The 24833-nt window shown below is 72.4% G+C and carries 25 protein-coding genes; 5 read left to right on the forward strand and 20 right to left on the reverse strand.

The genetic code is table 11. The features are described 5' to 3' along the window. Positions 1 to 173: 173 nt before the first annotated feature. The 6 genes from LUM46_RS01590 to LUM46_RS01615 form a co-directional block, all read right to left on the reverse strand. On the reverse strand, positions 174 to 860 hold the full coding sequence (locus LUM46_RS01590; protein ID WP_274991829.1) for a hypothetical protein: 687 nt from the start codon (positions 858 to 860) through the stop codon (positions 174 to 176). Continuing rightward, the gene (locus tag LUM46_RS01595; protein WP_274991830.1) at positions 857 to 1453 is read right to left on the reverse strand and encodes a SigE family RNA polymerase sigma factor; all 597 of its coding nucleotides are present in this window, start codon (positions 1451 to 1453) and stop codon (positions 857 to 859) included. Before LUM46_RS01595 ends, LUM46_RS01590 begins: the two co-directional genes overlap by 4 nt. Further along, entirely contained in the window at positions 1450 to 2556 is a 1107-nt protein-coding gene (locus LUM46_RS01600; RefSeq protein WP_274991831.1) for an amidoligase family protein, read from the reverse strand. Before LUM46_RS01600 ends, LUM46_RS01595 begins: the two co-directional genes overlap by 4 nt. Before the next feature lie 3 nt (positions 2557 to 2559). After that, positions 2560 to 3114, reverse strand: a complete 555-nt coding sequence (locus LUM46_RS01605) for a hypothetical protein (RefSeq protein WP_274991832.1) — start codon at positions 3112 to 3114, stop codon at positions 2560 to 2562. A 97-nt stretch (positions 3115 to 3211) separates the two neighbouring features. Further along, positions 3212 to 3844, reverse strand: coding sequence for a TrmH family RNA methyltransferase (locus LUM46_RS01610; RefSeq protein ID WP_274991833.1), 633 nt, complete (start codon positions 3842 to 3844; stop codon positions 3212 to 3214). A 13-nt stretch (positions 3845 to 3857) separates the two neighbouring features. Further along, positions 3858 to 4889: a DUF368 domain-containing protein gene (locus LUM46_RS01615; RefSeq protein ID WP_274991834.1), complete on the reverse strand. Its 1032-nt coding sequence runs from the start codon at positions 4887 to 4889 to the stop codon at positions 3858 to 3860. 77 nt (positions 4890 to 4966) lie between these two features. Here LUM46_RS01615 and LUM46_RS01620 point away from each other — a divergent pair, with 77 nt between their 5' ends. Then, on the forward strand, positions 4967 to 5743 hold the full coding sequence (locus tag LUM46_RS01620; protein WP_274991835.1) for an HAD-IIA family hydrolase: 777 nt from the start codon (positions 4967 to 4969) through the stop codon (positions 5741 to 5743). 22 nt (positions 5744 to 5765) lie between these two features. On the opposite strand, the gene LUM46_RS01625 is transcribed toward LUM46_RS01620, so the two are convergent. From LUM46_RS01625 to LUM46_RS01650, 6 genes are all read right to left on the reverse strand, one after another. Beyond that, positions 5766 to 6494 carry a type III secretion system chaperone family protein gene (locus tag LUM46_RS01625; RefSeq protein WP_274991836.1) on the reverse strand — a complete coding sequence of 243 codons (729 nt, stop codon included), beginning with the start codon at positions 6492 to 6494 and terminating at the stop codon, positions 5766 to 5768. Between the two features lie 94 nt (positions 6495 to 6588). After that, a complete protein-coding gene (gene pyrE, locus LUM46_RS01630) occupies positions 6589 to 7164 on the reverse strand; it encodes an orotate phosphoribosyltransferase (RefSeq protein ID WP_274991837.1) in 576 nt (191 codons plus the stop codon). A gap of 28 nt (positions 7165 to 7192) precedes the next feature. Then, positions 7193 to 7972 carry an SDR family NAD(P)-dependent oxidoreductase gene (locus tag LUM46_RS01635; RefSeq protein ID WP_274991838.1) on the reverse strand — a complete coding sequence of 260 codons (780 nt, stop codon included), beginning with the start codon at positions 7970 to 7972 and terminating at the stop codon, positions 7193 to 7195. A gap of 9 nt (positions 7973 to 7981) precedes the next feature. Continuing rightward, complete coding sequence (locus tag LUM46_RS01640; RefSeq protein ID WP_274991839.1) at positions 7982 to 9484, reverse strand: tripartite tricarboxylate transporter permease; 1503 nt, start codon at positions 9482 to 9484, stop codon at positions 7982 to 7984. Further along, positions 9477 to 10082 carry a tripartite tricarboxylate transporter TctB family protein gene (locus LUM46_RS01645; RefSeq protein WP_274991840.1) on the reverse strand — a complete coding sequence of 202 codons (606 nt, stop codon included), beginning with the start codon at positions 10080 to 10082 and terminating at the stop codon, positions 9477 to 9479. The genes LUM46_RS01640 and LUM46_RS01645 overlap by 8 nt, the downstream gene beginning before the upstream one ends. After that, entirely contained in the window at positions 10079 to 11083 is a 1005-nt protein-coding gene (locus tag LUM46_RS01650; RefSeq protein WP_274991841.1) for a Bug family tripartite tricarboxylate transporter substrate binding protein, read from the reverse strand. Before LUM46_RS01650 ends, LUM46_RS01645 begins: the two co-directional genes overlap by 4 nt. Before the next feature lie 192 nt (positions 11084 to 11275). Here LUM46_RS01650 and LUM46_RS01655 point away from each other — a divergent pair, with 192 nt between their 5' ends. Both LUM46_RS01655 and LUM46_RS01660 read left to right on the forward strand, forming a co-directional pair. Next, entirely contained in the window at positions 11276 to 12607 is a 1332-nt protein-coding gene (locus LUM46_RS01655; protein WP_274991842.1) for a sensor histidine kinase, read from the forward strand. Next, a complete protein-coding gene (locus tag LUM46_RS01660; protein WP_274991844.1) occupies positions 12604 to 13293 on the forward strand; it encodes a response regulator in 690 nt (229 codons plus the stop codon). The genes LUM46_RS01655 and LUM46_RS01660 overlap by 4 nt, the downstream gene beginning before the upstream one ends. A gap of 52 nt (positions 13294 to 13345) precedes the next feature. Here the strand turns inward: LUM46_RS01660 and LUM46_RS01665 are convergent, their stop codons facing one another. The 7 genes from LUM46_RS01665 to LUM46_RS01695 all read right to left on the reverse strand — a co-directional run bounded on the left by LUM46_RS01665 (position 13346) and on the right by LUM46_RS01695 (position 20506). Further along, positions 13346 to 13777 carry a rhodanese-like domain-containing protein gene (locus tag LUM46_RS01665; protein WP_274991845.1) on the reverse strand — a complete coding sequence of 144 codons (432 nt, stop codon included), beginning with the start codon at positions 13775 to 13777 and terminating at the stop codon, positions 13346 to 13348. Positions 13778 to 13974: 197 nt separating this feature from the next. After that, positions 13975 to 14328, reverse strand: coding sequence for a hypothetical protein (locus LUM46_RS01670; protein WP_274991846.1), 354 nt, complete (start codon positions 14326 to 14328; stop codon positions 13975 to 13977). A 5-nt stretch (positions 14329 to 14333) separates the two neighbouring features. Next, the gene (locus LUM46_RS01675) at positions 14334 to 14591 is read right to left on the reverse strand and encodes a hypothetical protein (protein WP_274991847.1); all 258 of its coding nucleotides are present in this window, start codon (positions 14589 to 14591) and stop codon (positions 14334 to 14336) included. A gap of 67 nt (positions 14592 to 14658) precedes the next feature. After that, positions 14659 to 15336, reverse strand: a complete 678-nt coding sequence (locus LUM46_RS01680; RefSeq protein WP_274991848.1) for an alpha/beta fold hydrolase — start codon at positions 15334 to 15336, stop codon at positions 14659 to 14661. A 103-nt stretch (positions 15337 to 15439) separates the two neighbouring features. Then, complete coding sequence (locus tag LUM46_RS01685) at positions 15440 to 18019, reverse strand: ABC transporter ATP-binding protein/permease (protein WP_274991849.1); 2580 nt, start codon at positions 18017 to 18019, stop codon at positions 15440 to 15442. Beyond that, the gene (locus LUM46_RS01690; RefSeq protein ID WP_274991850.1) at positions 18016 to 18963 is read right to left on the reverse strand and encodes an ABC transporter permease; all 948 of its coding nucleotides are present in this window, start codon (positions 18961 to 18963) and stop codon (positions 18016 to 18018) included. The genes LUM46_RS01685 and LUM46_RS01690 overlap by 4 nt, the downstream gene beginning before the upstream one ends. 25 nt (positions 18964 to 18988) lie before the next feature. Then, complete coding sequence (locus LUM46_RS01695; protein WP_274991852.1) at positions 18989 to 20506, reverse strand: ABC transporter substrate-binding protein; 1518 nt, start codon at positions 20504 to 20506, stop codon at positions 18989 to 18991. Between the two features lie 156 nt (positions 20507 to 20662). Here LUM46_RS01695 and LUM46_RS01700 point away from each other — a divergent pair, with 156 nt between their 5' ends. Both LUM46_RS01700 and LUM46_RS01705 read left to right on the forward strand, forming a co-directional pair. Beyond that, the gene (locus LUM46_RS01700; protein WP_274991853.1) at positions 20663 to 21487 is read left to right on the forward strand and encodes an exodeoxyribonuclease III; all 825 of its coding nucleotides are present in this window, start codon (positions 20663 to 20665) and stop codon (positions 21485 to 21487) included. A gap of 145 nt (positions 21488 to 21632) precedes the next feature. After that, the gene (locus LUM46_RS01705; protein ID WP_274991855.1) at positions 21633 to 23519 is read left to right on the forward strand and encodes a septum formation family protein; all 1887 of its coding nucleotides are present in this window, start codon (positions 21633 to 21635) and stop codon (positions 23517 to 23519) included. On the opposite strand, the gene LUM46_RS01710 is transcribed toward LUM46_RS01705, so the two are convergent. After that, positions 23497 to 24543, reverse strand: coding sequence for a winged helix-turn-helix domain-containing protein (locus tag LUM46_RS01710; RefSeq protein WP_274991856.1), 1047 nt, complete (start codon positions 24541 to 24543; stop codon positions 23497 to 23499). The two genes, LUM46_RS01705 and LUM46_RS01710, sit on opposite strands and share 23 nt — an antisense overlap. Between the last annotated feature and the right edge of the window lie 290 nt (positions 24544 to 24833).

Here is a 24833-nt window from a genome sequence, read left to right on the forward strand (position 1 = left end):
GGTGAGATGGGCGGTCGCAAGAGTGTCCGAGGCCGCCCGGGTATGCACCATCGATCTTGCCACGATCCACAGGCAGCCGTGTGCGGCCGTTCGACAGTCGAACGGCCGAAACACTGTGGTCTTCGTCGGTCCGTCGCCGTCGGGCGCCCTGCGGACCCCCCGGAAACCAGGGCTCAGGGTAGCGGGGGCGTCTCGCCGTCGAGGAGCATGTCCCCCGCTCGGGCCTTCGCCTCGTCCGCGCCGACCTGCCACAGGTCGGCCAGCCGCTTGGCGTCCTCGTAGGTGTACCCGGCCTCCCGGAACGCGTCCTGCTCCGCCACGGTGGGGAAGCGCAGCTCCTCGTCCGACCCGTGCGAGCCCGGCGCCACCGGGACGGCGTTACCGTCGAGGATCAGCTGCCCGGCGCGCGCCTTGGCCTCCAACGAGTCGACGTTCCACAGGTCGCGGAGCGCCACCAGGTCCCCCGCCGTGTACTCGGCGCCCCAGAACGCGTCGTGCTGCTCGCGGGTGTAGCCGTCCGGCATAGCGGACCACTCGACGCCGACAGCCTGTGCGACACCGTCGACCGCGGCCGCGAAGCCCGTGTAGGGGTTCGCCGCCGCCGCGGCGCCCGCACCGACCACGCCGAGCGTGGACGCGACGACACCGGTGAGCGCGAACGTGCCCGCACGCCGCACGAACGGGGTCACCACGGCGTTCCGGCCGTCGGCCGCCACGGCGATCGTGGCGGCGATCCGCTGAGCTGTGGCGGCGGTGGCCGCGGCGTCGGGCTCACGTGCGCGCAGGGCCGCACCGATCTGCTCGGCGAGCTCGTCGTGGCCGGGTTCACCCTCCGGCCGGTCGGGACGGTACTGGTTCATCGCTTCTCCAGGTGGGTCGGGGTGGTGCGCCGGAGAGTGGCCAGGGCGCGCGCGGCGTGGGAGCGGACGGTGGCCGGCGACGTGCCGAGCACGGTCGCGATCTCGGCGTCGGCCAGCCCTTCGTAGTACCGCAGCACGAGCACCGTGCGCTGCCGCGGAGGGAGCTGTGCGAGGCGGTGCCACATCGCGTCCTTCTCCGCATGCCCCTCAGCGGGGTCACCCGCGGCGCCTCCGTGCCGGGCCAGCACCTCGTCGCCGGTGGGCTGGATCATGCGCACGTGCCAGCGACGACGCCACGACAGGTGCTCGTTGGTGACCATGCGCCTCAGGTACAGGTCGGGGCGATCCGTCAGGACGATCCGGCGCCACCGCTGGTGGGCACGCAGCAGCACCTCCTGGACCAGGTCCGCGGCCGTGTGCTGATCCCCGACGAGGACCGTCGCGTAGCGGATCAGCCCGGGCAGGTGCGTCCGCACCAGCTCGTCCAGCGTTCGGGCCGGGTCGCCCTCGTCGGCACCGCCTGCGGGCACCTGCGCCTCCACCCGTGGTGTCGGTGAGCTGCTCGGGCCGACGGCCTGCAACCAGGTCGTCATCGCCCGGCCCCCGCCGTCGTCAGGGCCAGCAGCGCCTCTTCCGGGTCGTGCGCCGCCGCTCCGTCGGGTCGCGGTATCGGCGTGTCGTCGAGGCACCGCAGCAGCAGACGCTCGACGAGCACGGCCCTCCCGACGATGTCCGACGCGTCCAGCGCGCCGGGCAGGAGGCGCACCTCGACGGTGTCGCGGACGGGGCTCGCGGCGACCAGCTGCGTGAGGTTCACGTCGGCGTACTTCGTCAGGCCGAGCCCGCGCGCGGCAGCACGCAGCTCGGCCCAGGACTGGTCCTCCCGCTCCACGAGCCGGACGAGCTCCCCGGGCAGCGGCGCCAGACGCCGGCACGCCGCATTGGTGCCCAGCGCCTCCCACAGCGGCTCACGCCAGTGGCCGAACAGCCGGACCAGGTTGGCGAACGCCGGGGACCGCCGGAAGGACGCGCCGTCCAGGTGCAGGTGGACCGCGGCCTCGGCAGGAACCGTGAACCCGAGGTCGCGCGCGGGCGTCAGCAGCTCGTCGAGCCGCCGGCCGTGGTCCGTGGTGATCGGTGGCGTGATGACCTCGCAGGGGCGCTCCCGGCCTGCGGGCAAGGGCATCACGACGGCGACGGTGGCACCCGTGGCATCGTTCACCCGCGCAGACCCGCCCCGCAGCTCGACCTGGGTGCCGAACAGCTCGGCGACCGGCGCCAGGACGTCGGCCAGCGCCGCGTAGGGGTCCGCGCACCGCTCGATCAGGCGCAGCAGGCGGGGCTCGTCGCACAGGACGCGGTACCAGCCGCTGTGCCCGGGCCGCGCGGTGGTGCCGGTCAGGTCGGACACGAGGGTGATGTCGTCCACGAGCCGCGCCACGGGTGCACCGGCACCGTCCACCACGTCGAACGCGGGGGACAGGTGCCGGAACACCCCGACGCCCGGCACCGGTGACGGCTCGCTGTCGGTGTGGAAGGACCGGTGCACCCGGCCGCCACCGCGAGCGGCGACGGCGTCCGCGAGCGTCTGCCGGTCCGAGCCGGCGGGCGCGAGCAGCTCGATCTCGAAGCCGATGCGCGAGGTGAGGGTGTTGATGGTCGCCTCCTGGCGAGTCGTCAGCGGTGCCGGGCGCACGGATCAGCTGTCGGCCGGCGTGGCCGAGCCTGCGGAGCCCAGGGGCAGCTCCTCACCGTCGAGCACCATCTGGCCGGCGCGGGCCTTCGTCTCCACGAACTCGGTGTCCCACAGCGCGCTCAGGGTCTCGACGTCCTCGGCCGTGTGACCGGCGTCGAGGAACGCCGCGATCGCCGTCTGCTCGTTCGCCGGCAGCTCGGGGGTGGTGTGCGTGCCGGGCGCGAACGGGAGTGCCTCGCCGTCCAGGAGCATCTGACCGGCGCGGGACTTGGTCTCGGTCTCGTCGAGCGACCACAGCTCCTGCAGCTCGATCAGGTCCTCGCCGCTGTACTCGGCGGCCCAGAAGGCCTCGTACTGCGCCTGGGTGTAGCCGGCGGGCATGTCGGACCAGTCGACGCCGACGGCGTGCACGGTGGTACCGACCACCTGACCGAAGGCCGAGGTCGGGTTGGCCGCGGCTGCCATGCCGGCACCGACGACGCACAGGCCGGTGGCCGCGACGCCGATCGCGGTGAGGCGGAGGGTCTTCGAGCGGAAGGTGCGGGTGCTGCTGGTCACGTGGACCTCCAGGTGCGTGGGATGTGCTTGCCCTCTTAAGACGTCGCTCACCCCGCCTGATGTGGAGTCCAGACCGCCACGACTTTTGTCGGCCGGACTACCCCGCGTGCCGCACCGCCCACGCGTGCATCGCTATGGCCGCCGCGGCGCCCGCGTTGATCGACCGGGTCGAGCCGTACTGCGTGATGTGCAGGACGACGTCGCAGGCCGCCTGCGCCTCCGACGTCAGGCCGGTGGACTCCTGGCCGAACAGCAGGACGCACTCGGGCGGGAGCCGGTAACCCTCGATCGGCACGGAGCCGGGCACGTTGTCGATGCCGACGACGGGGAGGCGCCCGCCTGCCGGCCCGGCCGACGCCGCCCACCCGGCCAGCGCCGCCGCGTCCGGGTGGTGGCTCACGTGCAGGTACCGGTCGGTGACCATCGCCCCGCGACGGTTCCAGCGGCGTCGGCCCACGATGTGCACGCCTGCCGCGTTGAACGCGTTGGCCGTACGGACCACGGAGCCGATGTTGAGGTCGTGCGCCCAGTTCTCGATGGCCACGTGGAACGGGTGCCTGCGGGTGTCCAGGTCCGCGACGATCGCCTCGACCGACCAGTACCGGTACTGGTCGGCGACGTTCCGGCGATCGCCGTCGGCCAGCAGCTCCGGGTCGTAGCGCGGGTCGTCGGGCAGCGGACCGGACCAGGGACCGACGCCGACCTGGGTCTCGACGGGCTCTTCCGTCATTCCGGTGTCCCTGTCATTCCGTCGTCGCGGCCGGCCGCGCGGCCGGGACCGGCGCCCGGCGGGACTCCCACCAGACCGCCACGGCGACGACGGCGGCGCCCAGGAGGGCGAGCAGCAGCGGGACGACGATGTCGCCGGGCGGGGTCAGCAGGCCGCCCGCCTCGTCCTGCCACGGCCACAGCGCGCGCAGCGAGCCGAGCATGAGGCCGGCGAGCAGAGCCATCGTGCCCTGGCGGCGGTGCTCCAGCAGCCAGTGCAGCACCTTGACGAACGATCCCAGCCCGACGGCGGCACCGAGCATGAAGGTGCCGATGAAGGCGAGGTCGCGGTCGTGCAGGGCCTCCTGGACCGGGATGTACAGGCCCATGGCCAGCAGCACGAAGGACCCGGAGACACCGGGCAGCACCAGCGCGTTGATGGCGATCGCCGCTCCGCCGAAGACGAGCCAGAGCGGCGGGTCCGAGATCTCGGCCGCCGGCAGGCCGGTGAGGAAGAAGGCACCGACCGCGCCGCCGGCCAGCAGCACGACGTCGAGCGGCCGGAACCGGTGCGGCATCATCCGCAGCGGCACGCTGACGGAGACGGCGATCATGCCGAAGAACAGCGCTCGCATCGGCACCGGGTTCGACTCGAGCAGGGGCGCGATCGTGTTCAGCGAGACGAGCAGGATCACGACCATCCCCGCGAGCACCGGGAGCAGGAACGGCCAGTCGATCTGGCGCAGCGCGGTGGCGGCCGGCCGCAGGCCGCGGCGTCCGGCGACACCCTGGACGAGCTCGCGCGCGGCGTGCACGAGCTGGCTGGCCGCGCCGAGCAGCCCGTCGTAGAGACCGACGACGAGGGCGATCGTCCCGCCGGAGATGCCGGGCACCGACTCGGCCGCACCCACCATCCCGCCACGGAGCCCGTTGCCCAGCGCGGCGGACCACGGCGTCCGGGTGGACGGGGCGGCGTGGCGGCGGACCGGACCGGGGCGCGCGGTGCCGCCCTGAGGCGAGGCGTCGTCGTCGTGGGGCAGCGTGTCGTCTGGGGACAGGTTGGTCACGCGCGAAAGCCTACGGCCCACCGCAGTGCTCGACCCACGCCCGCGACCGCCACCTCCCGGGCGCTAGGCTGACGGCCATGATCGAGCGGACCACCGAAGCCTGGCTCACGGACATGGACGGCGTGCTGGTGCACGAAGGAACCGCCCTGCCCGGCGGCCCCGAGTTCATCAAGGCACTGCGGGACAAGGAGCTGCCGTTCCTCGTCCTGACGAACAACTCGATCTTCACGCCGCGCGACCTGCGCGCCCGGCTCGCGTACAGCGGGATCGAGGTCCCGGAGGAGAACATCTGGACGTCGGCCCTGGCCACCGCCCAGTTCGTCGCGGACCAGATCCCCAACGGCAGCGCGTACGCGATCGGCGAGGCGGGCCTGACGACGGCGCTGCACCAGGCGGGCTACACGCTCACGGAGTCGGACCCGGACTACGTGGTGCTCGGCGAGACCCGCACGTACTCGTTCGAGGCCATCACGAAGGCCATCCGGCTGATCGTCGGCGGCGCCCGCTTCATCTGCACCAACCCGGACGTGACCGGGCCGTCGCAGGAAGGGCTGCTGCCCGCCGCCGGCTCGGTGGCCGCGATGATCGCCGCGGCGACCGGCCGCCAGCCCTACTACGTGGGCAAGCCCAACCCGGTGCTGTTCCGGTCGGCGCTCAACCTGATCGGCGCGCACTCGGAGTCCACGACCATGGTCGGGGACCGCATGGACACGGACATCCTGGGCGGCATGGAAGCCGGCCTGGAGACGTTCCTGGTGCTCACGGGGTCGACGTCGGTCGACGAGGTCGAGAAGTACCCGTTCCGCCCGAGCCACGTGGTGAACTCGATAGCGGACATCGTCGACCTGGTCTGAGGCCCCGGCAGGGATCCAGCGGTCAGGTCAGGCCGGGGATCCCGAACCCGTCGATACCGCCACCGCTCTCGAAGCGCGGCCCGCCCTTCTCCAGCGGCAGCACGATCCGCGCGACGTCGGCCACCAGCTTGGCCCGCTCCGTCAGGCTCGTGACGTCGGTGCGGCCCGGACGCCACAGCAGCACCGAGGGTCCTTCGATCCGCAGCCTGGAGCCGTGGAAGTCGGGCAGCATCACGATGTTCGCGAGCCGTGCGTCGAGGGCGCGGCGCGCGAAGAACTCGTCGGAGGCGCGCACGAGCCACTGCCCGTCGAACGCCGGGTTGTCGATCTGGACGTCCTGGGCGCCGAAGAGCTTCTGCCACTTCTCCCGGATCCCCTCGGGTGACAGGTCGATCACCGGCTCGCCCGGCAGCGCGTCGAGCGCCACGACGTGCGCCGTGCGGCGCAGACCGGCCCGGCGCGCGTCGGCGTCGGGCGAACCCGAGCGCCACGTGTAGGTGAAGGAGACGACGTCGTAGCCGTCGACGTTGCCGCGCAGGACGTCGCGGGCCTCGCGGTCCAGGCCGATGCCGAACGGCCGGCCGCTCCAGCGCTGGGCGAGGACCGGGTCCTTGGCGGAGTACTCCCAGCCGTTCGCCTCCGCCCACTGGGCGATGTCCTGCGTACGGCCGCGCTTCATGACCCGCGCAGCGGCGATCGTGAACGCCACCACTCCGGTGACGAGCAGGACTAAAGCGACAAATGTCCCCATGAATCCCAAGATACCGTAGGGCTAGGCAAAAGTCTCCACAGGAAGTGATATCGAGACGGCCAGATTACGGTATAGCGGAGCCCAGTCGGAGGGCTCAGGCGAGGCCGAGCTCCTCCAGGCCGTAGAGGTAGTGGTACGGCACACCGAGGGCCTCGATCTTCTCGCCGGCGCCGGTCGCGCGGTCCACGATCGTGGCGACGCCGAGCACCTCAGCACCGGCGGCCCTGGCCGCCTCGATCGCGGCGATCGGTGAGCCGCCCGTGGTCGTGGTGTCCTCGACGACCACCACCTTGCGCCCGGCGATGTCGGGCCCCTCGATCTGGCGCTGCATGCCGTGCGCCTTCGCCGCCTTGCGCACCACGAACGCGTCCAGGTCCTGGCCGCGCGACGCCGCGGCGTGCAGCAGCGCGTCGGCGATCGGGTCGGCACCGAGGGTGAGCCCGCCGACGGCGTCGATCTCGGCGGTGCCCAGGCCGACCTCCTCGAGATGGTCCAGGAGCACGTGCCCGACGAGCGGCGCCGCCCGGTGGTGCAGCGTGATCCGGCGCAGGTCGACGTAGTAGTCGGCCTCCTTGCCGGAGGACAGGGTCACCGTGCCGTGCACCACGGCGAGCTCCTTGATGAGCTCGGCCAGCTGCTCGCGCGGGGTCGGGGAGAAGTCAGCGTTCACGGTGCAAGGGTACGTGGCGCCCCGTCGCTCAGCGGTACTTGCCGACGGCGCGGACGGCCCAGCGCGGCGCGGACCGCAGCACGGCGACCGCGACCTTGTAGCGCACCGACGGCGTGGACAGGACGACGCCCCGGCGCGCGTCGGCCAGGGCGGTCCGGACCACGTACCCGGCGTCGAGCCAGCCCCACCCGGGCACGATCGCCGACTCGGGGATGCCCGCCCGCGCGTGGAACTCGGTGTGCGTGAAGCCCGGCGACAGCAGCGTGGCGGTCACGCCGGTGCCCTTGAGCTCGACCGCCAGCGACTCGGTGAAGGTCCGCACGTACGCCTTGGCCGCGGCGTACGTACCGCCCGCGGTGAGGGCGGCCACCGAGCCGACGTTGAGGATCGCGCCGCGGTCCCGTTCGAGCATCTGCCCGACGGCGGCGTGCGTCAGCTCGACCACCGCCTTCACCATGACGTCGATCCCGCGGCGTTCGGTGGTGACGCGGCCCGTCGCGAAGCTCGCGCTCGTCGCGAACCCCGCGTTGTTGACGAGCAGGCCCACGGGGCGCAGGTCCTCCTCGCCGGGCCGGCCGCCGACGACGGCGAGGCGCCGCGCGACCCGCTCGACGTCGTCGGGCAGCGAGAGGTCCGCCGGGAGCACCTCGACCGCCACGCCGTGGGCGGCGCGGAGCTCCTCGGCGACCTGCTTCAGCCGTTCCTCGTTGCGGGCCACCAGCACCAGGTCGTGCCTGTCCGCGGCCAGCTGCCGCGCGAACTCGAGTCCCAGGCCGGCGGACCCGCCGGTGATCAGCGCTGTGCTCATGCCGGCAGCCTAGGCCGCTGCGCGCTCCCTGCGCTTGAGCCAGATGCCCACGGCCAGCAGCACCACGATGGCCGCGTACGCCGTGGCGGCGAACGGGCTGGCGACCAGGTAGCTCAGGTCGCCCTGGCTGATGGCGAGCGAGCGGCGCAGCCGGTCCTCCGCCATCGGGCCGAGGATCATGCCGACCACCAGGGGCGCCACGGGATACCCGTACCGCCGCATGAAGAACCCGGCCAGGCCGATGAGCACCAGCAGCAGCACGTCGACGGGCGAGAAGTTCAGCGCGTACGAGCCGAGCGCGCCGAACAGGATGATGCCCGCGTACAGGTAGTGCCGCGGGATGCGCAGCACGCGCACCCACATGCCGACGAGCGGCAGGTTCAGGACCACGAGCATGAGGTTGCCGAGGTACAGGCTCGCGACCAGCGCCCACACGAGCGCGGACTCGTTCTGCAGCAGCATCGGGCCGGGCTGGATGCCGTAGGACTGGAACGCGACGATCATGATCGCCGCGGTCGCCGTCGTGGGCAGGCCGAGGGTGAGCAACGGGACCAGCACGCCCGCCGCCGCCGCGTTGTTCGCCGCCTCCGGCCCGGCCACGCCCTCGATGGCGCCCTTGCCGAACTCCTTGCGCCGTTCCTTGCCGGCGAGCCGGCGTTCGGAGGCGTAGGAGAGGAAGGTCGCGACGTCGGCCCCGCCGGCGGGGATGGTGCCGACCGGGAACCCGATGGCGGCGCCGCGCAGCCACGGCTTCCAGGAGCGGCGCCAGTCGTCGCGCTTCATCCAGGTGCGCCAGCCCTTCTCGACCGGGATCACCTGGATCTTCCCGTGCCGCATCCGGGAACCCACGTACAGGGCCTCGCCGACGGCGAACAGCCCGACGGCGACGACGACGACGTCGATCCCGTCCGCCAGGTTGGGCACGCCGAACGTGAAGCGCTGCTGGCCGGTCAGGGTGTCGGTGCCGACCAGGCCGAGGAACAGGCCGAGCGCGAGCGACGCGAGGCCGCGGGGCACCGACGAGCCGAGCAGGGCGCCCACGGTGACGAACGCGACCACCATCAGGGCGAAGTAGTCCGGCTCGCCGAGCTGGACGGCCAGCCGGGCGACCACCGGAGCCATGAACGTCAGGGCCACCGTGGCGAGCGTGCCCGCCACGAACGAGCCGATGGCGGCGGTGGCGAGCGCCGCCGCCCCGCGCCCGGCACGGGCCATCTTGTTGCCCTCGATCGCCGTGACGATAGACGCCGACTCACCGGGGGTGTTGAGCAGGATCGACGTCGTCGACCCGCCGTACATGCCGCCGTAGTAGATGCCGGCGAAGACGATGATCGCCGCCGTCGGCTCCAGGGAGTAGGTCAGGGGCAGGAGCAGGGCGATCGTCATGGCCGGGCCGATGCCCGGCAGCACGCCGACCGCCGTGCCGATGAACACGCCGAACAGCGCCCACAGCAGGTACACGGGGTGCAGCACGGTGGCGAACCCCTCGAGCAGTGCGGAGAAGTTATCCACGGAGGAACGGCACCCCTTCCAGGAGCGGGCCGGCCGGGAGCGAGAGCCCCAGCAGCCCGCCGAAGATCACTTGGACGACCAGGCCCAGCACGAGCCCGGCCAGGGCGGCACGCCACCACGGGCGCGCCCCCAGGATCACCGCGGCGCCGCCGAACAGGATCGCCGCGGCGAACGGCCAGCCGATGACGTTGATCGCGAACACGTGGACGACCAGCGTGACCACGAGCAGCACCACCGTCAGCCAGTCGGTCCGGACGGTGGGATCGACGTCCTCGCCGCCCTCCTCCTCACCGGCCCGGCCGCTCAGGACCAGGACGACGAGCGCCACCCCCGCAGCGACGAGCATGCCGCCCACGAGGTAGGGGAAGGCCCGCGGACCGAGCGTGTTGGCCGAGCCCGGCACCGTGATGCTCCCGGCGGCCACCAGCACGTACACCCCGAGGGCGGCGGTGGCCAGGGCCAGCACGAGCTCGCCCCACCGGCGGCGCGGCCGCTCCGCCGGTCCCGGCTCGAGGTCGTCCGACGGCGGAGGGCCCGCCTCCGCCGTCGGCTCACCCGGTGCGGTGGGCGCCTCGGGCGCCGCGTCGTCGGGCCTCACCGGACGAGACCGATGTCCCGCAGCACCACCTGGATCTCCGCGATGTTCTCGTCGAGGTACGTGTCGAACTCGTCACCGGGGAGGAAGGCGTCGTCCCAGTCCTTCTCCTCCAGCGTCGCCTGCCACGCGTCGGACTCGGCGAGCTCCGTGACGGCGGCGGTCAGCGCCTCCTTCTCGGCCTCGTCGATCGTGCCGGGGGCGACCACGCCGCGCCAGTTCGTCAGGACCACGTCGTAGCCCGCCTCGGTCAGGGTCGGGGTGTCCGGGAGCGCATCGACACGCTCCTCGCCGGAGACCGCGAGCGCCCGCAGCTCGCCCGCCTGGACCTGCTCCGCGTACTCGCTGACACCCGAGATGCCCGCGCTCACGTTGTTCCCGAGCAGCGCCGCCAGCGACTCGCCGCCGCCCGAGTACGCGATGTAGTTCAGGTTGTTCACGATGTGCTCCGAGGGCATGCCCGCGGCCTGGAGCAGCATGCCCGCGAGGATGTGGTCCGTGCCGCCGGCGGACCCGCCGGTGATCGACACGTCCTTGCCGTTCTCCTTGATGTCCTCGACGAGGTCGTCGATGGTCTCGTACGGCGACTCCGCCGGGACCACGATGACCTCCTGCTCCTCGGTGAGGCGCGCGATCGGGGTCGTGTCCTCGATCCGGGCCTGGGACTCGTTGGTCTCGACGGCGCCCACCATGACCAGGCCCATCACCAGGAGCGTGTTCGGGTCGGTGGCGTTGGCGATGTTCGCCAGTCCCACGGTGCCGCCCGCGCCGTCGACGTTCGTCACCGTCGCGGTGCCGACCAGGCCCTCCTCCTGCATGTCCGCCTGCATCGAGCGGCCGGTGAGGTCCCAGCCGCCGCCCGGCCCCGCGGGAACCACGATGCTGAGCTCGTCGATGGCGGCGTCACTGCCGCCGCCACCGTTCGCCGCCAGGCTGGAACAGCCCGCCAGCGCAAGTGCCAGGACGACCCCGACGGGGGCGGCCCCGGTTCGGATGATGCGCATGTCTTCTCCTTTGAGCGAATGCGGCTGATGGGGCCCGGGCCGGCTGCGTTGCCGGCCCTCGGCCCGTCTCGCCGCGAGCGTAAGGAGCGGCCAGCCCGCGGGCCGGGTTGTGGTCGCAACGAAGGTTGTGGTCGTTTTGATCGCGGCCGCCCGGCTACCGCACCTGCCGTCACGCGGTGCACACTGGCGTCCGTGAGAAGAGCGATGACGCTCCGGGCGCAGCTGCTGGTGCTGCAGGTCGTCATCGTGCTCGTGCTCGTGTGCACCACCGGGTTCGTGGCCGTCGCCCTGCAGGAGCGGCAGCTCCGTGAGGCCTACGTCGACCGGATGACCGGGGTGGCGCAGTCGGTCGCGCGCCTGCCCGCCATCCACGACGCGTTCGACGACGACGAGCCCTCCGCCACGATCCAGCCGATCGCCGAGGTCATCCGCGAGGCGTCCGGGGTGACGTACGTGGTCGTCACCGACGAGCACGGCGTCCGGTACTCCCACCCCGACCCCGGGCAGATCGGGCGGCCCGTCTCCACCGACCCCTCCGTGCCGCTGTCCGGACAGGTCTGGACCGGCACCCAGACCGGGACGCTCGGCACGTCCTGGCGCGTCAAGGTCCCGGTCTACGGCGACGCCGCCGACGACGCCTCACCCGCCCCCGTCATCGGCACCGCCAGCGTCGGCATCCTCGAGTCCGAGCTCCGCGCCGACCTGACCGAGGACCTCGGCTGGCTGCTCGCGGCGCTCGCGGCCGCCGCGGTGGTCGGCGTGCTGTGCGCGGCGTGGGTGACCCGCCTGGTCCGTCGCCGGATCTACCTGCTGGAGCCGGAGGACATCGCGGGCCTCCTGGAGACCCGCGGCCTCACCGACGCGCTGCGCTCCCAGTCGCACGAGTTCGCCAACACCGTGCACGTGATCTCAGGCCTGCTGGAGCTGGGCCGCACCGAGGAGGCGGTCGCGTTCATCGAGCGGTCGGGCTACGGCGGGCTGCTCACGGCGTCGGCGGTCGCGCCGGGCGTGCGGTCCCCCGAGCTCGCGGCCCTGCTCCTGGTCAAGGCGATCACGGCGCGCGAGCGCGGTGTCACGCTCGACGTCGACGACGCGTCCGCCCTCGACCCGCCCACCACGCCGGACGCCTCGTCCCTGCACACGGACGCGCTCGTCGTGCTCGGGAACCTGATCGACAACGCGGTCGACGCGGCCGCCCCGGAGGGACGGGTCCGCGTGCTGCTGCACTCGGACGGTGCGCACCTGCGCCTGCGGGTGGACGACGACGGCCCCGGCGTACCCGCCAACCTGCGTCACCAGGTGTTCAAGGCCGGGTTCTCCACGAAGGTGCCCGGCGACCGGGAGCACAGCCGTGGCATCGGTCTGGCACTGGTCAGACGGGTGGTGGACCGGCACGACGGCGAGGTGGTGATCGGCACCGGCGACCTCGGCGGCGCGCGGATGACCGTCGAGCTGCCCGTACCGGCGTCGGGGTCGGGCGGGCGCTCCCGAGCGGTCGCCGGCGCCGGAGAGGCGGCGCCATGACCGGGCAGGCGCGGACGCTCATCGTGGAGGACGACCCGACCGTCGCCGTCGTGCACCGGGGGTTCGTGGAGAGCCACCCGCGGTTCGTGGTGGTCGGCGAGGCCCGGAACGGCGCGGACGCCCTGCACCTGGCGTCCGCGCTGCGACCCGACCTCGTGCTGCTCGACCTGCATCTGCCGGACATCGGCGGGCTCGACGTGCTCCGGCGGCTGCGGCTGCTGCCGGGCCCGCCCGTCGACGTCGTCGCCACGACCGCCGCACGCGGGCTCGACAGCGTGCGGCAGGCCATGGCCGGGGGCGTGGTCGCCTACCTGGTCAAGCCGTTCACGTCCGCCACGCTGCGCGAGCGCCTCGACGAGGTGTGGCAGCGGCGCGAGGACGTCCGGCGGGCGCAGACCACCCTCGACCAGGAAGAGGTGGACCAGCTGCTGGCCGGGCCGCGGTCCGCGACCACGCTGCCGCCCAAGGGGCTGTCCGAGCGGAGCCGCACCCTGGTGCAGGAGGCGCTGACGCGGCTGTGCGGCCCGGCCGACGACGCCTCGGCGGCCGAGGTCGCCGAGGCGGTCGGGATGTCACGGGTCAGCGCCCGCCGGTACCTGGAGCACCTGGTCACCGAGGGCCAGGCCCAGGTCGGCCCGCGCTACGGGGCGACGGGCCGCCCGGAGAACCGCTACCGCCCGGTGTGACCCGCCGGCCAGACAGAGGTTCGCTCCGAGAAGGCGGTCCTCTGGCGGAGGGTCAGAGCGGAGCTGCCAGCGGGTCCGCGGCCGGCTGGACCGGGCCGCTCGCCGTGTCGTACGCGAAGCCCTCCCGGACCCAGTACTCGAAGCCGCCGATCATCTCCTTGACGTCGTAGCCGAGCTTCGCGAGCTCGAGCGCGGCCTTGGTCGCCGCGTTGCAGCCCGGGCCCCAGCAGTAGGTCACGACGGGCTTGCCCCGGTCGACGGCCTGCTCGGCGCGGAGCCGCACCTTGCCGCTGGGCAGGTGCACCGCACCGGGCACGTGGCCCTGGTCCCACGACTCCTGGGACCGGACGTCGACCAGGGTGAACGGGGCGTCCGCCGGGTCCTTGCCGGCGAGCCCGGCGTGGACGTCGGCGACATCCGTCTCGAAGGCGAGCCGCCCGGCGAAGTGCGCGACGGCGGCGGAGGTGTCGTGAGAGATCGTCATGGGCCGAGTCTGCGGACGCGACGGCACCGGCGACAAGAGGGCGGATCCCCACGGTCTCTGAAGCATGCGTAAGCCGCGCTACGCCGAGGCCGACGAACCCTTGGGGTCCCGCTACGCCTGACTCCAGGTCCCACGCCAGTCGTAGAGCGGTGCGGTGGTCTGGTACTCCCGCAGCGTGAGGACGCGATCACCCCTGGTCAGGCGTTGAGGCGGCCCTTCGCCGCGCGGGCGCTCCCACTGTTCTTCAAGCGGGCAGCACCCGAGCCACTGTTGCGCTTCGTGTAACGCTGCCGGGCGGCCTCCCCCGTCGTGCCCAGCACGATGCCGATCTTGTGCCACGAAAGTTTCGCTGCACGAGCTGTGCCGATCGCATCGTGCATCACCTCGTCGGCCTGCTGCAGCAGGAGTTCACGCTCAGCCATGGCCCGAGTGAGCACGACCTGCGGCGGGAGCTCGTCGACTCCGACGTCGTAGACCTCGGCCGTGTCGATGTCGAAATCCTCGAAGCGGCGCTCGATCTCGGCAAGCTCGTTGGGCGTAAGTTCAGACATAGGTTTCACCTCCTGCGTCGCCGCGGCTTCTCCGCGAGGTACTTTTCCCGGGCCGGGTACATCGCGTGCGCAACGATCTCGCGCCCGTTGCGCTGGATGGTGCCCACCTCAATGATCCGTCCGGCCCGGTCCGGACCGATGTACATGGTCATTCCATCCGACTGCACGATCACACGGATCGCTTTCGCGATCACGTGCAGAAGGTCGTCGTCGGCATAGCCGCGCTTGCGTGCGCTGTCGATGATGACCAGTTCCGTACTCATATTACAAGCCTAGATTGGCAAATACAACATGCCAAATTGAACTTGTGATCCTATGGTGGGCGGTGCCTTAGTCCGTCACTGCCTCGCGCAGGAAGCGGACGACCCGTCGCGCACGGAACATCAGCGCATAGCCGATCGCGATCACGTGACCCACCACCCGCATCGTCTCGTTGACCGCGCCCTCGAGCAGGGTGTCCTCGTCGTCGACCACGCCGTCCCGGGCCGACCGCAGGCTGAGGATCCTTGCGCGGTCGTCCGGGCCCAGGTCCTCGAGGAGCTTCGGCACCGTCGAGAGCGACTGCGCGAAGGGGGCGTTGCGCAGCAGGACCGGCTTGATGATGTCCTCGGGTTCGAGGAACTTGCCGGCGATGATGATGACGGCGACGACCGAACGGCGTCGGGCGTACGCGGCGAGCACGGCGCCCGCGCCGGCGGACGCACCCATGAGCGCGACGCGCTCGCCGCGCTGCTCGTAGTACTCGATCATCTGGTCGAGCCGGTCCAGCCGGTCCTGGAACGACACGTCCGAGGACCAGCGGACGCGGAACATGGTGGTGCGCACACCGAGGGCCTGCCAGGTGCGCAGCGCCTCGCGCTGCAGGTGCACCAGGGGCGGCAGCCGGTCGCCGAGACCGGGCACGAAGATCACGCGGATCGGCGCCTTCCCGGTGGCTCCGACCACGCGCCGGGCTGCGGCGTCGAGCCCCGGAAGATCACTGTCGCCGCTGGTCGTCTGCTCGCTCATGTCGCGCAGAGGCTACACGGCACGGTGTCGTCCGCTGAGTGCCACCGCACGAGGGCCGACGAACAGAGAGGCCGGCAGGTTGGGGTTGGGGCGAACGCCAGGCTCAGCGCCGGAGGACCGGTGTCGCGTCGCGCAGCGTGCGCGTGTACTCGTGCTGCGGGTGGTCGTAGACCTGGTCGGCGGGCCCCTGCTCCACGATCAGGCCGTCACGCATCACCGCCACGTGGTCGCAGACGTGCCGCACCACGCCCAGGTCGTGCGACACGAGCAGCAGCGTCAGGGCGTGCTCGTCCGCGAGCCGGGCCAGCAGGTCCAGCACCTGTCGCCGGACGGAGACGTCGAGCGCACTGACCGGCTCGTCCGCCACGAGGATGCGCGGCCGGCACACCAGGGCGCGCGCGATGGCGATGCGCTGGCGCTGCCCGCCCGAGAACTGGTGGGGGTACCGCTCGGTGGCATCGAGCGGGAGGCCGACGGCATCGAGCATCTCGCGCACGGCGTCACGGCGGGCGGACGCCGTCCGCGGGCCACCGACCCGGACGTTCGCGGGGTTCAGGAGCGGCTCCGCCACGATGTCGCCCACGGTCATGCGGGGATCGAGCGAGCCGTACGGATCCTGGAAGACGAGCTGCAGGGCGGCACGCAGGTCGCCCAGCTCGTGCGGCGCGGCCGGCAGGTGCACACCGGCACTGGTGACCCGGCCCGACGTCGCGCGGTCCAGCCCCGCCACGATCCGCAGCAGCGTCGACTTGCCCGAGCCCGACTCGCCCACGATCCCGAAGCGCTGCCCCTCCTGGACCTCCAGGGAGACGCCACCCAGCGCGTGCACCGCCTGGCCCCGGCTCTGGTAGGTCCGCGTCACGTCCTCGACGCGGATCAGCGGCTCGGCGACCCGGTCCTCGGACCTGACCGACGACGTGGTGCGGGGCTCCAGGGTCGACGCCGCCAGCAGGCGCCTCGTGTACTCGTGCCGGGGGTGCGCGAACACCTGGGCGACGGTGCCCTCCTCGACCACCACGCCGTCGAGCAGCACCACCACCCGCTGGCAGACCTGGGACACCACCGCCAGGTCGTGCGTGATGAAGAGCAGGCCGGCTCCCCGGTCCTCGACCAGCCGCACCATGAGGTCCAGCATCTGGCGCTGCACCGTGACGTCGAGGGCCGTCGTCGGTTCGTCCGCCACCAGCACCGCCGGGTCGTTGGCCAGGGCCATGGCCAGCACCACCCGCTGCCGCTGCCCGCCGGACAGCTCGTGCGGGTAGCGCCGTGCGGCGCCGTCGGGCAGGCCCACCTCGGCCAGGAGCTCGGCGGCACGCCTGGTCGCCGTCCGGCTCGTGGCCCCGTGCAGGGTCATCGTCTCGGCGACCTGGCGACCCACGCGCAGGAGGGGGTTCAGTGCGGTCATCGGCTCCTGGAAGACCATCGACAGAGCCTCGCCGCGCAGTCCCGCCAGGGCACGCTCGCCCCGCTCCAGAAGGTTCCCGGGCACCCCGGCGAGGCCCACCTGCCCGGTGGCCACCACACCGTCGGGCAGCAGGCCGAGCGCCGCGAGCGCCGTCATGGTCTTGCCCGAGCCGGACTCCCCGATCAGGCCGACGCGCTCGCCGGGGCCTACGCGGAGGGAGACCTCGGACAGGAGGGCGCGGCCGCTGTCGGTGCGGACGGTGAGGTCGCGGATGTCGAGGGCGGGGGTCTCGACGGACGGGCGGGTGGTCCCGACGGGCTCGGCGCTCACGCTCGACGGGCGCTCGCCCGCCGGGGCATGCGGGCCGACGGCGGAGAGCCGCGGGTCGAACACGTCGCGCAGCCCGTCGCCCAGCAGGTTGAACCCGAGCACCGCCACGGCGATCGCGACGCCGGGCACGATCGCGAGGTGGTCGGCGACGCCGAGGAACTGCTGCGACTCCTGCAGCATGCGACCCCACGACGGCGTCGGCGGGGGCGTGCCCAGGCCGAGGAAGGACAGCCCGGCCTCGGCGAGCACGGCGATCGCGAAGTTCACGGAGCACTGCACCAGCACCGTCCCTGCGATGTTGGGCAGCACGTGCCGTGCGGCGATCGCGCGCTCGCCGCGGTTCGCCGCCCGGGCGGCGACCACGTAGTCGGACCGCATGACCTGCAGCGTGCCGCTCCGCGCGACGCGGGCGAAGGCCGGGATCGAGCCGATGCCGAGCGCGACCATCGCCGTCACCGTGCCCGCGCCGTAGACGGCGCCCAGCACGATCGCGAGCAGCAGGCCGGGGAACGCGAGGAGGATGTCGCTGCCGCGCATCAGGAGGACACCGAGCCGCCCGCCGCGCATCCCCGCGAGCACGCCGAGCGGCACGCCCACCACCGCCGCGATGCCCACCGCCACCAGGCCGACGAGCAGCGTGATCCGTGCACCGGCCATCACCTGCGAGAACACGTCACGGCCGAACCGGTCGGTGCCGAGCCAGTGCTCGGCACCCGGCGACAGGAGTCGCTCGGCACCCGCGTGCTCCGGGTCGAACGGCGTCCAGACCAGGGAGACCAGGGCCGTGACGACGACCAGCCCCACGAGCACCGCGCCGATCACCAGCTGGGGGTGCACGCCGGGACGACGGGCCTCGGGCCGCGGTCCCGCAGGTTGCCGGCGGGCTCCTGTCGGGGTCCGGGGGTCGGGCGGCGGCTGCCCGACGGCGACCGTGGCCGGGTCGGTCATGACGCCCTCCTGAGCCGGGGGTCGAGCAGCGTGTAGGCGAGGTCGACGAGGAAGTTCAGCAGCACCACGAGGACGACGAGCACCGCCACGATCGACTGCACGGCGAGCAGGTCGCGGTTGCCCACCGAGTCCAGCAGCAGGCTGCCGAGACCGGGCACGGCGAACACGCGCTCGATCACGACGGCGCCGATCAGCATCGACGCGATCTGCACGCCCACCACCGTCACGATCGGCACGCCGGCGTTCCGCAGCCCGTGCCGGACGAGGGCGCCCGTGAACGTGAGCCCCTTGGCGCGGGCTGTGCGCAGGAAGTCCTCACGCATGATCTCCAGAACAGCGCTGCGCACGTACCGCGTGATGATCGCCGCCTGCACGGAACCCAGCGCGACCGCGGGCAGCAGCACGTGCCGCCAGAACTCCCCGAACCCCTCGACGGGCGCCACCCAGCCGCCCGAGGGCAACCAGCCCAGCCGCACGGCGAACAGCGCCACGAGCAGCACGCCCACCAGGAAGTTCGGGACCGCGACACCCACCTGGCTCACCGTGGAGAGGGTCACACCACCCGCGTTCCGGTGCCAGACGGCGGCGAGCGTGCCCACCGGCACCGCCACCACCAGCGCGATCAGCATGCCGAGCAGCACCAGGATGCCCGTGACCTGGACGCGGTCCGCGACCAGCGGGGTGAGCTCCTGCGACGTCACGTAGCTCGTGCCGAGATCCCCCGTGAGCAGGCCGCCCACCCACTCCAGGTACTGCGCGACGAGCGTGCCGTCGGTGCCGTGCTCGGCGCGCCAGGCCGCCAGCGCCTCGGGGGACGCCTCGATCCCGAGCGCGACGACCGCCGGGTCTCCGGGCAGCACGCGCAGCAGCACGAAGATCGCCGCCGTCGCCACCAGGAGCGTGGCGACGAGCTGGGCGACGTGCGAGGCGAGATGTCTGGCCACGAGTGGTGTCCGGCGTCAGGCCGGGTCAGCCGTCGGACCAGCGCAGGCCGGTCAGGTCCATCGACTCGGTGGTCGCGTTCGCGGCGACGCCCTCGAGACCGGCCGCCGCCACCACCGTGTTGGGGAAGAGGAACAGGGGGGCGCTCGCGGCGTCGTCGACGATCATCCGGGCGACCTCCTGCATGCCGGCCACGTACTGGTCCGGACTGGCCTGGTCTGCCTTCTCGGCGGCCTGGGCGAGCCGCGGGTTGTCGTAGCCGATGTAGTAGTCGGGGTCGCCGAAGATCGTCAGCATGTCCCGGGCCTCCGTGTGGAGGATCACCGACATCTGGTAGTCGTGCTCGGTGAACACCTTGTCCAGCCAGACGGCCGGGAACTCCGCGGGGACGATCGTCGCGTCGATGCCGACGTCCGCGAGCTGCGACACGACCACCTGGGCGACGGCCTCCGCGTAGGGGCGGGTCGGGACGTCGAACGTGATGCTCAGGTCCTCGGCGCCGGCCTCCGCCAGCAGCTCGCGGGCCTTGTCCGGGTCGTACGGGTAGGCGTCGGTCAGGTCCTGGTAGTACGGGTCGGTGGGCGGCACCATCGAGCCGACGAGCTCGCCGTGCCCCGCCCAGGCGGTGTCGAGGACCGCCTTCCGGTCGATCGCGTACAGGATCGCGCGGCGGACCCGGAGGTCGTCGAAGGGCGGGGCCGCGTTGTTCAGGGCGAGCAGCACCTCACCGTTCGAGGTGCCGTCGATCACCTGCAGGCTCTCGTCCTGCTCCAGACCGTCGAGCAGGTCGGGGGTCTGCAGGTTGTACGCCATGTCGATGTCGCCGGCCCGGACGGCGTTGGCCTGGGCGTTGGCGTCGGCGAAGTAGCGGACGGTGACCTCGGGGATCGCGGGCGCCTCGCCCCAGTAGTCGTCGCGGGCCGCGAGCCTGATGTGCTCACCCGTGGCGACCTCCTCGACCGTGTAGGGGCCGGTACCCACCGTCTCCGTCGCCAGGTCAGCGGACAGGTCGTCCGGGAACATGGCGCCCACGGACGTGCCCATGTCGAAGAGCCAGGCGTTGCTCGGGTGCTTCAGGGTGACCGCGACCTCGGTGTCGCTCGTCGCCTCCGCCTTCTTCACCACGTCCATCTTGGACTTCAGGCTCAGCGTCCAGTCCTCCTTGACCCGGTCGATCGACGCCACGACGTCGTTTGCGGTGAAGGACGAGCCGTCGGAGAACGTCACGCCGTCGTGCAGCGTGAACGTGTAGACGGTGCGGTCCCCGTTGACCTCCCACGACTCGGCGAGCTGAGGCTGCACCTCGCCCTCCTGGTCGATCGTCACCAGGCCCTCGTACACGTTGTTCATCAGCAGCTGCGGGATGGCCGAGCCCGACGTCGTCGTGAAGTCGAGGTTGGTCGGTTCGCCGGTCAGGCCGACGACGACGTCGGTGCGGGCTCCTCCGGTGTCCTCGCCGGAGCCTGCCGAGCATGCCGCGACCAGGGCCGCGGTGGTGAGGGCGACGACGGCGCCGACGGCACGACGCCTGGTGAGGATCTGCACGGAGCCAGCGTAGTCGGGGTGAACCTCGCGGTTGTCAGGGCCCGAGAAGTGCGGCGGGAATCACAGCTACGCCGTCCTGGCGCCGGTGGTGTCAGGGCACCGACTTCGGTCGGTTGCACCGCTCGGACATGCTGCTGTCCCACGTACGCTGACCAGGTGCGCCTCGTCACCTGGAACGTCAACTCCATCCGCACGCGCGTCGACCGCGTGCTCGCCTTCCTCGACCGGTCCCAGGCAGACGTCCTGGCGATCCAGGAGACCAAGTGCCGGGACGACCAGTTCCCGACGGCGGCCTTCGAGACCGCCGGGTACGAGGTCGCGCACTTCGGGCTCTCGCAGTGGAACGGCGTGGCGATCGTGTCACGGGTCGGCCTGGACGACGTCGCCACCCAGTTCCCGGGGCAGCCGGGCTTCACCAAGGCGATCATCGAGGACGGCCCTGACCCGCTGCTCGACGTCGTCCCGCCCATCGAGGCGCGAGCGATCGGTGCGACCTGTGGCGGCGTCCGCGTCTGGAGCCTGTACGTACCGCACGGCCGGGCGCTCGGCGACCCGCACTACACCTACAAGCTGGCCTGGCTGGACGCCCTGCGCACCTCGGCACAGACCTGGGCCGACGCCGGTGACGCCGTCGCCCTCCTGGGCGACTGGAACGTCATCCCGCTCGACACCGACGTGTACGCCGCCGCCGACTTCGCCGGGAAGACGCACGTGTCCCAGCCCGAGCGGGACGCCTTCGACGCGTTCGGCGAGGCGGGATACACGGAGCTCACGCGGAAGTTCATCCCCGACGAGCACACCTACACCTACTGGGACTATCAACAGCTCGCCTTCCCGCGGAACAAGGGGCTGCGGATCGATTTCTGCTGGGCGTCACCGGCCGTCGCCGGCCGCGCGACGAACGCCGTCATCGACCGGGACGAGCGCAAGGGCAAGGGCGCGTCCGATCACGTCCCGGTGATCGTCGACCTGGCCGACTGACGCCCCCGCGTACGGCGCAGGAGGCGCCGAGGTTCCGCCGTCGATGAGGAAATCAGCGGGTGAAACTGTCCATAAACGGAGCGCATGCCCTGCGTCCGTCGTCCTCGTGACAAGGTCGTTGCCGAATGTCGGTAAGTTAACCTGCATGACGTCGACGCCCGACCAGTTCCCGGCCGCCACCGAAGTCGCCCAGGTCCCTGCCACGGATCCGGTCGACTCGGCGTCCGTGGTCGAGGCGGAGCAGGACCCCGCACTCGGCACGTCCGGCGACAGCGGCTCCGAGGACGGCACGGAGTCGCCCGAGCAGGGGACCGAGCACCCGCACGACGGCGCGGCCGGCAGCGCGGACGACGCCGCGGACACGGCCGACGATGGTGCTGAGCCCGAGGTACCCGCTGAGACCGGGGCTGTGGAAACCCCGGCTGTGGAGGCCCCGGCCGTTGAGGCCGAGGCCGACGCGAAGGCCGAGGGAGCCGCTGCGGAGGAGAACGCGTCCGCGCCCGCCGCGGAAGACCTCCCAGCGGAGGACCACGCCGCAGCAGACCTGGCCGCAGCAGACCCGGTCGCAGCGGACCCTGTGGTGAAGGCCCGCACCGCGGAGGACCCTGCTGTGGAGGATCCTGCCGCGGAGGAAGAGCCCGGCGCTCCGGCGGACGGACCTGCGCCCGCGGCCGAAGCCGCACAGCCGGCCGAGACCGCGCCGGAGCCTCCGAGCCGCACCGCGCCTGACGCGGTACCCACGGAGGAGATCAACGTCGTGCTCCCGGTCGCACTGCCGAAGCGGGTCCCGCCCGTTCCCGCCCCGACGCAGGTCGTTCCGGCCCCGGATGCCGAGAGCTCGGCACCCGAAGTCTCTGCGGAGTCAGGGGAACCGGCCGGCGCGGACGCCGACGGTGGCACCGGTAGCACCACCAGCCCGAGCGACCCCGGCTCGGGCGACCCGGGCGAGACGCCCGACACGGCCGACAGCGAGCCCACCACGTCGAAGGCCTCCGGCACGAGCGAGCCCGGCTCGGGGACGGCGTCGGGCAGCGCGGCAGCACCCGTCATCGACGAGACTTTCGACTTCAAGGCGCTCTCCTTCGCCGCGATCTCCGAAGCGCACAAGAAGGCGCTCGGACCACGCACGGTGGTCAGCGAGGGCGATGCGCCCGAGGTACAGACGGCTGACGCCGCCGCCGCGGACCCGCCGGGAGACGGGACGACGGAAGCGTCCGCCGAGCCGGAGGCGCCCGCGGAGGAGGAGCCGTCCACCGTGGACCCGGCTCCGGCCGAGGCGCCCGAGCTCTTCGCGTCGCCCACGACGCGCATCCCGCCGACTGTCGCGCCGCCGAGCCCGTTCCCGACGCCCGCCGGCCCGCCCCAGCACCAGCCGCAGCCGGGTGCGCCGCGCCAGCCCCGGGGCGATGGCCCGCAGCAGCCGCCGTCACCGTTCCCGTCGCCGCGCGGTGGCTCCGCTCACTCGTTCCCGGCCGTACAGGGCTACGCGCCCGAAACCACCTACGCGGGCTGGCGCCCGGCGACCGCCGCCGACGATGCCGCCAAGCGGCGCCGGTTCGCGATGATCGGTGGAGCGGTGGTCGCGCTGGCGGCCGTGGTGGCGGTGATCGCCCTCGTCGTGAACATGGTGAGCAAGCAGCAGTGGGAGCCGATCGAGGCGATGATCGCGGAGCCTCGCGAGGTTCACCCGCTCCAGCTCGTGCTCGGGTCCTGTCTGGAGACGGTCCCCGAGGACGGCGAGGTCACCGAGGTGCTCGCCGTTCCCTGCGACACCTCGCACACCGCACAGGTGGTGGGCCGCACCGACTTCGCCGACGCCGCCGTGTGGCCGGGTCGTGACGAGGTCGACAAGCGGGTGGCGCTGGTGTGCGGCACCAAGCAGCTCGGCCCGACCGCGCGCACCAGCCAGCTCGCGAGCTCCGTGAGCTACGTGGTCTGGGGCCCCAGCGAGGAGTCGTGGGCCGACGGCGACCGGGTGGGCCTGTGCCTCGCCACCACGGGCGAGCCGATCACGCAGGATCTCCTGCAGTAGCAGGAACGCCGGCGATGGCGACAGCCGCCGGCCTCGCCGGTCCCCGCCCGACACATCCGTCCAGCAGGGTCCGGCCCAGCGGCGTCAGCGCGTGGATCACCGTGTTGCGCTCGCGTGCGCTGGCGATCAGGCCGGCGTTGCGCAGCACAGTGGCGTGCTCTGACGCAGAGGCCGGGGAGATCGCCAGGCGGTGCGCGATCTCGCTGGTCGTGGCCCCGGTGCCGAGCGCCCGCAGCACCGCCGCCCGGGTGCGGCCGAGGAGCGCGGTGAGCTGTCGCCCGCTGTCGGTCCTGCCCTCGAAGCTCCGGTCCGTGGCGGTGGGCTCGTGCACGATCGGGTAGAGCAGCACAGGGGGCAGCTCGGCGTCGGCCAGCGTGATCGGGGCCCGGACGCAGAAGTACGACGGGATGATCAGCAGGCCACGGCCGGCCAGGTGGACGTCCCGGTCGGCGGCCGTCGACACCGACAGGACGGGGTACTCCCAGCGCACCGACGGGTGCAGCGTCCGTAGCGCGTGCTCCGTGCCACCCTCCACCCAGGCGCGGGTGCGCGCCGCACGGTCGATGTCGACGGCGGCGCGGATGTCGTTCCAGTACGGCTCGACGGCCTGCTGGTAGTAGGAGCGCATCGCGACGCCGAGCCCCCGCACGGCGGGTGCGGAGCCGTCGGCAAGATCACGCATCCAGAGGCGCGGCTGGTGCTCGCGTGCCAGCACCGAGATGTCGTGGCGGAGCTGTGTCCTCGGGGTGGACAGCACCGCGTCGAGCCCTGTCTCGAAGCTGTCGGTACCCGTCACCGGCGTGAGAAAGTCCGGGGAGTATCCCCGCGGAGGCGTCAGCCGCAGCAGCATCCGGGCCGCCGGCGACAGACCGGAGACGACCCGCTCCCGCCAGCGCCCGAACAGCACCGTGCCCGAACGCTGGTTCACCACGTGCGCACTGAGCAGCACCTCCCACAGAGGGTCCGGGCCCGGAGCGATCCGGACCCGGGCAAGATCATCCGAAGTGAAGTGGAACCGCAGCATCAGGCCCTCCCTGACCGTCTGCCCTTCCCGTGGCCCCCGTCGGCTCGCCCCCCGCGCGCCCTGACCGTGTGGGACCGTGTGCGGCATGCCGCGCACGGTTTCACCCCGCACACACAGAGGGACGTGCGAGATTTCAGGTTCTGGGCGGTCGGGCACTCACCTTCACAACACCATCACACTGTGCTGTTCCCTGGTGTCGCTCACCCCGCCCGCCCCCACGCGGCTGTTCCCTCGTTCCCCAGGATCGCAGGCGGACCGTGCACCTCACATCGCTCGATCGGCGTAACCCG

The organism is Promicromonospora iranensis, from assembly GCF_028994805.1.
In the GTDB taxonomy this organism is placed as follows: domain Bacteria; phylum Actinomycetota; class Actinomycetes; order Actinomycetales; family Cellulomonadaceae; genus Promicromonospora; species Promicromonospora iranensis.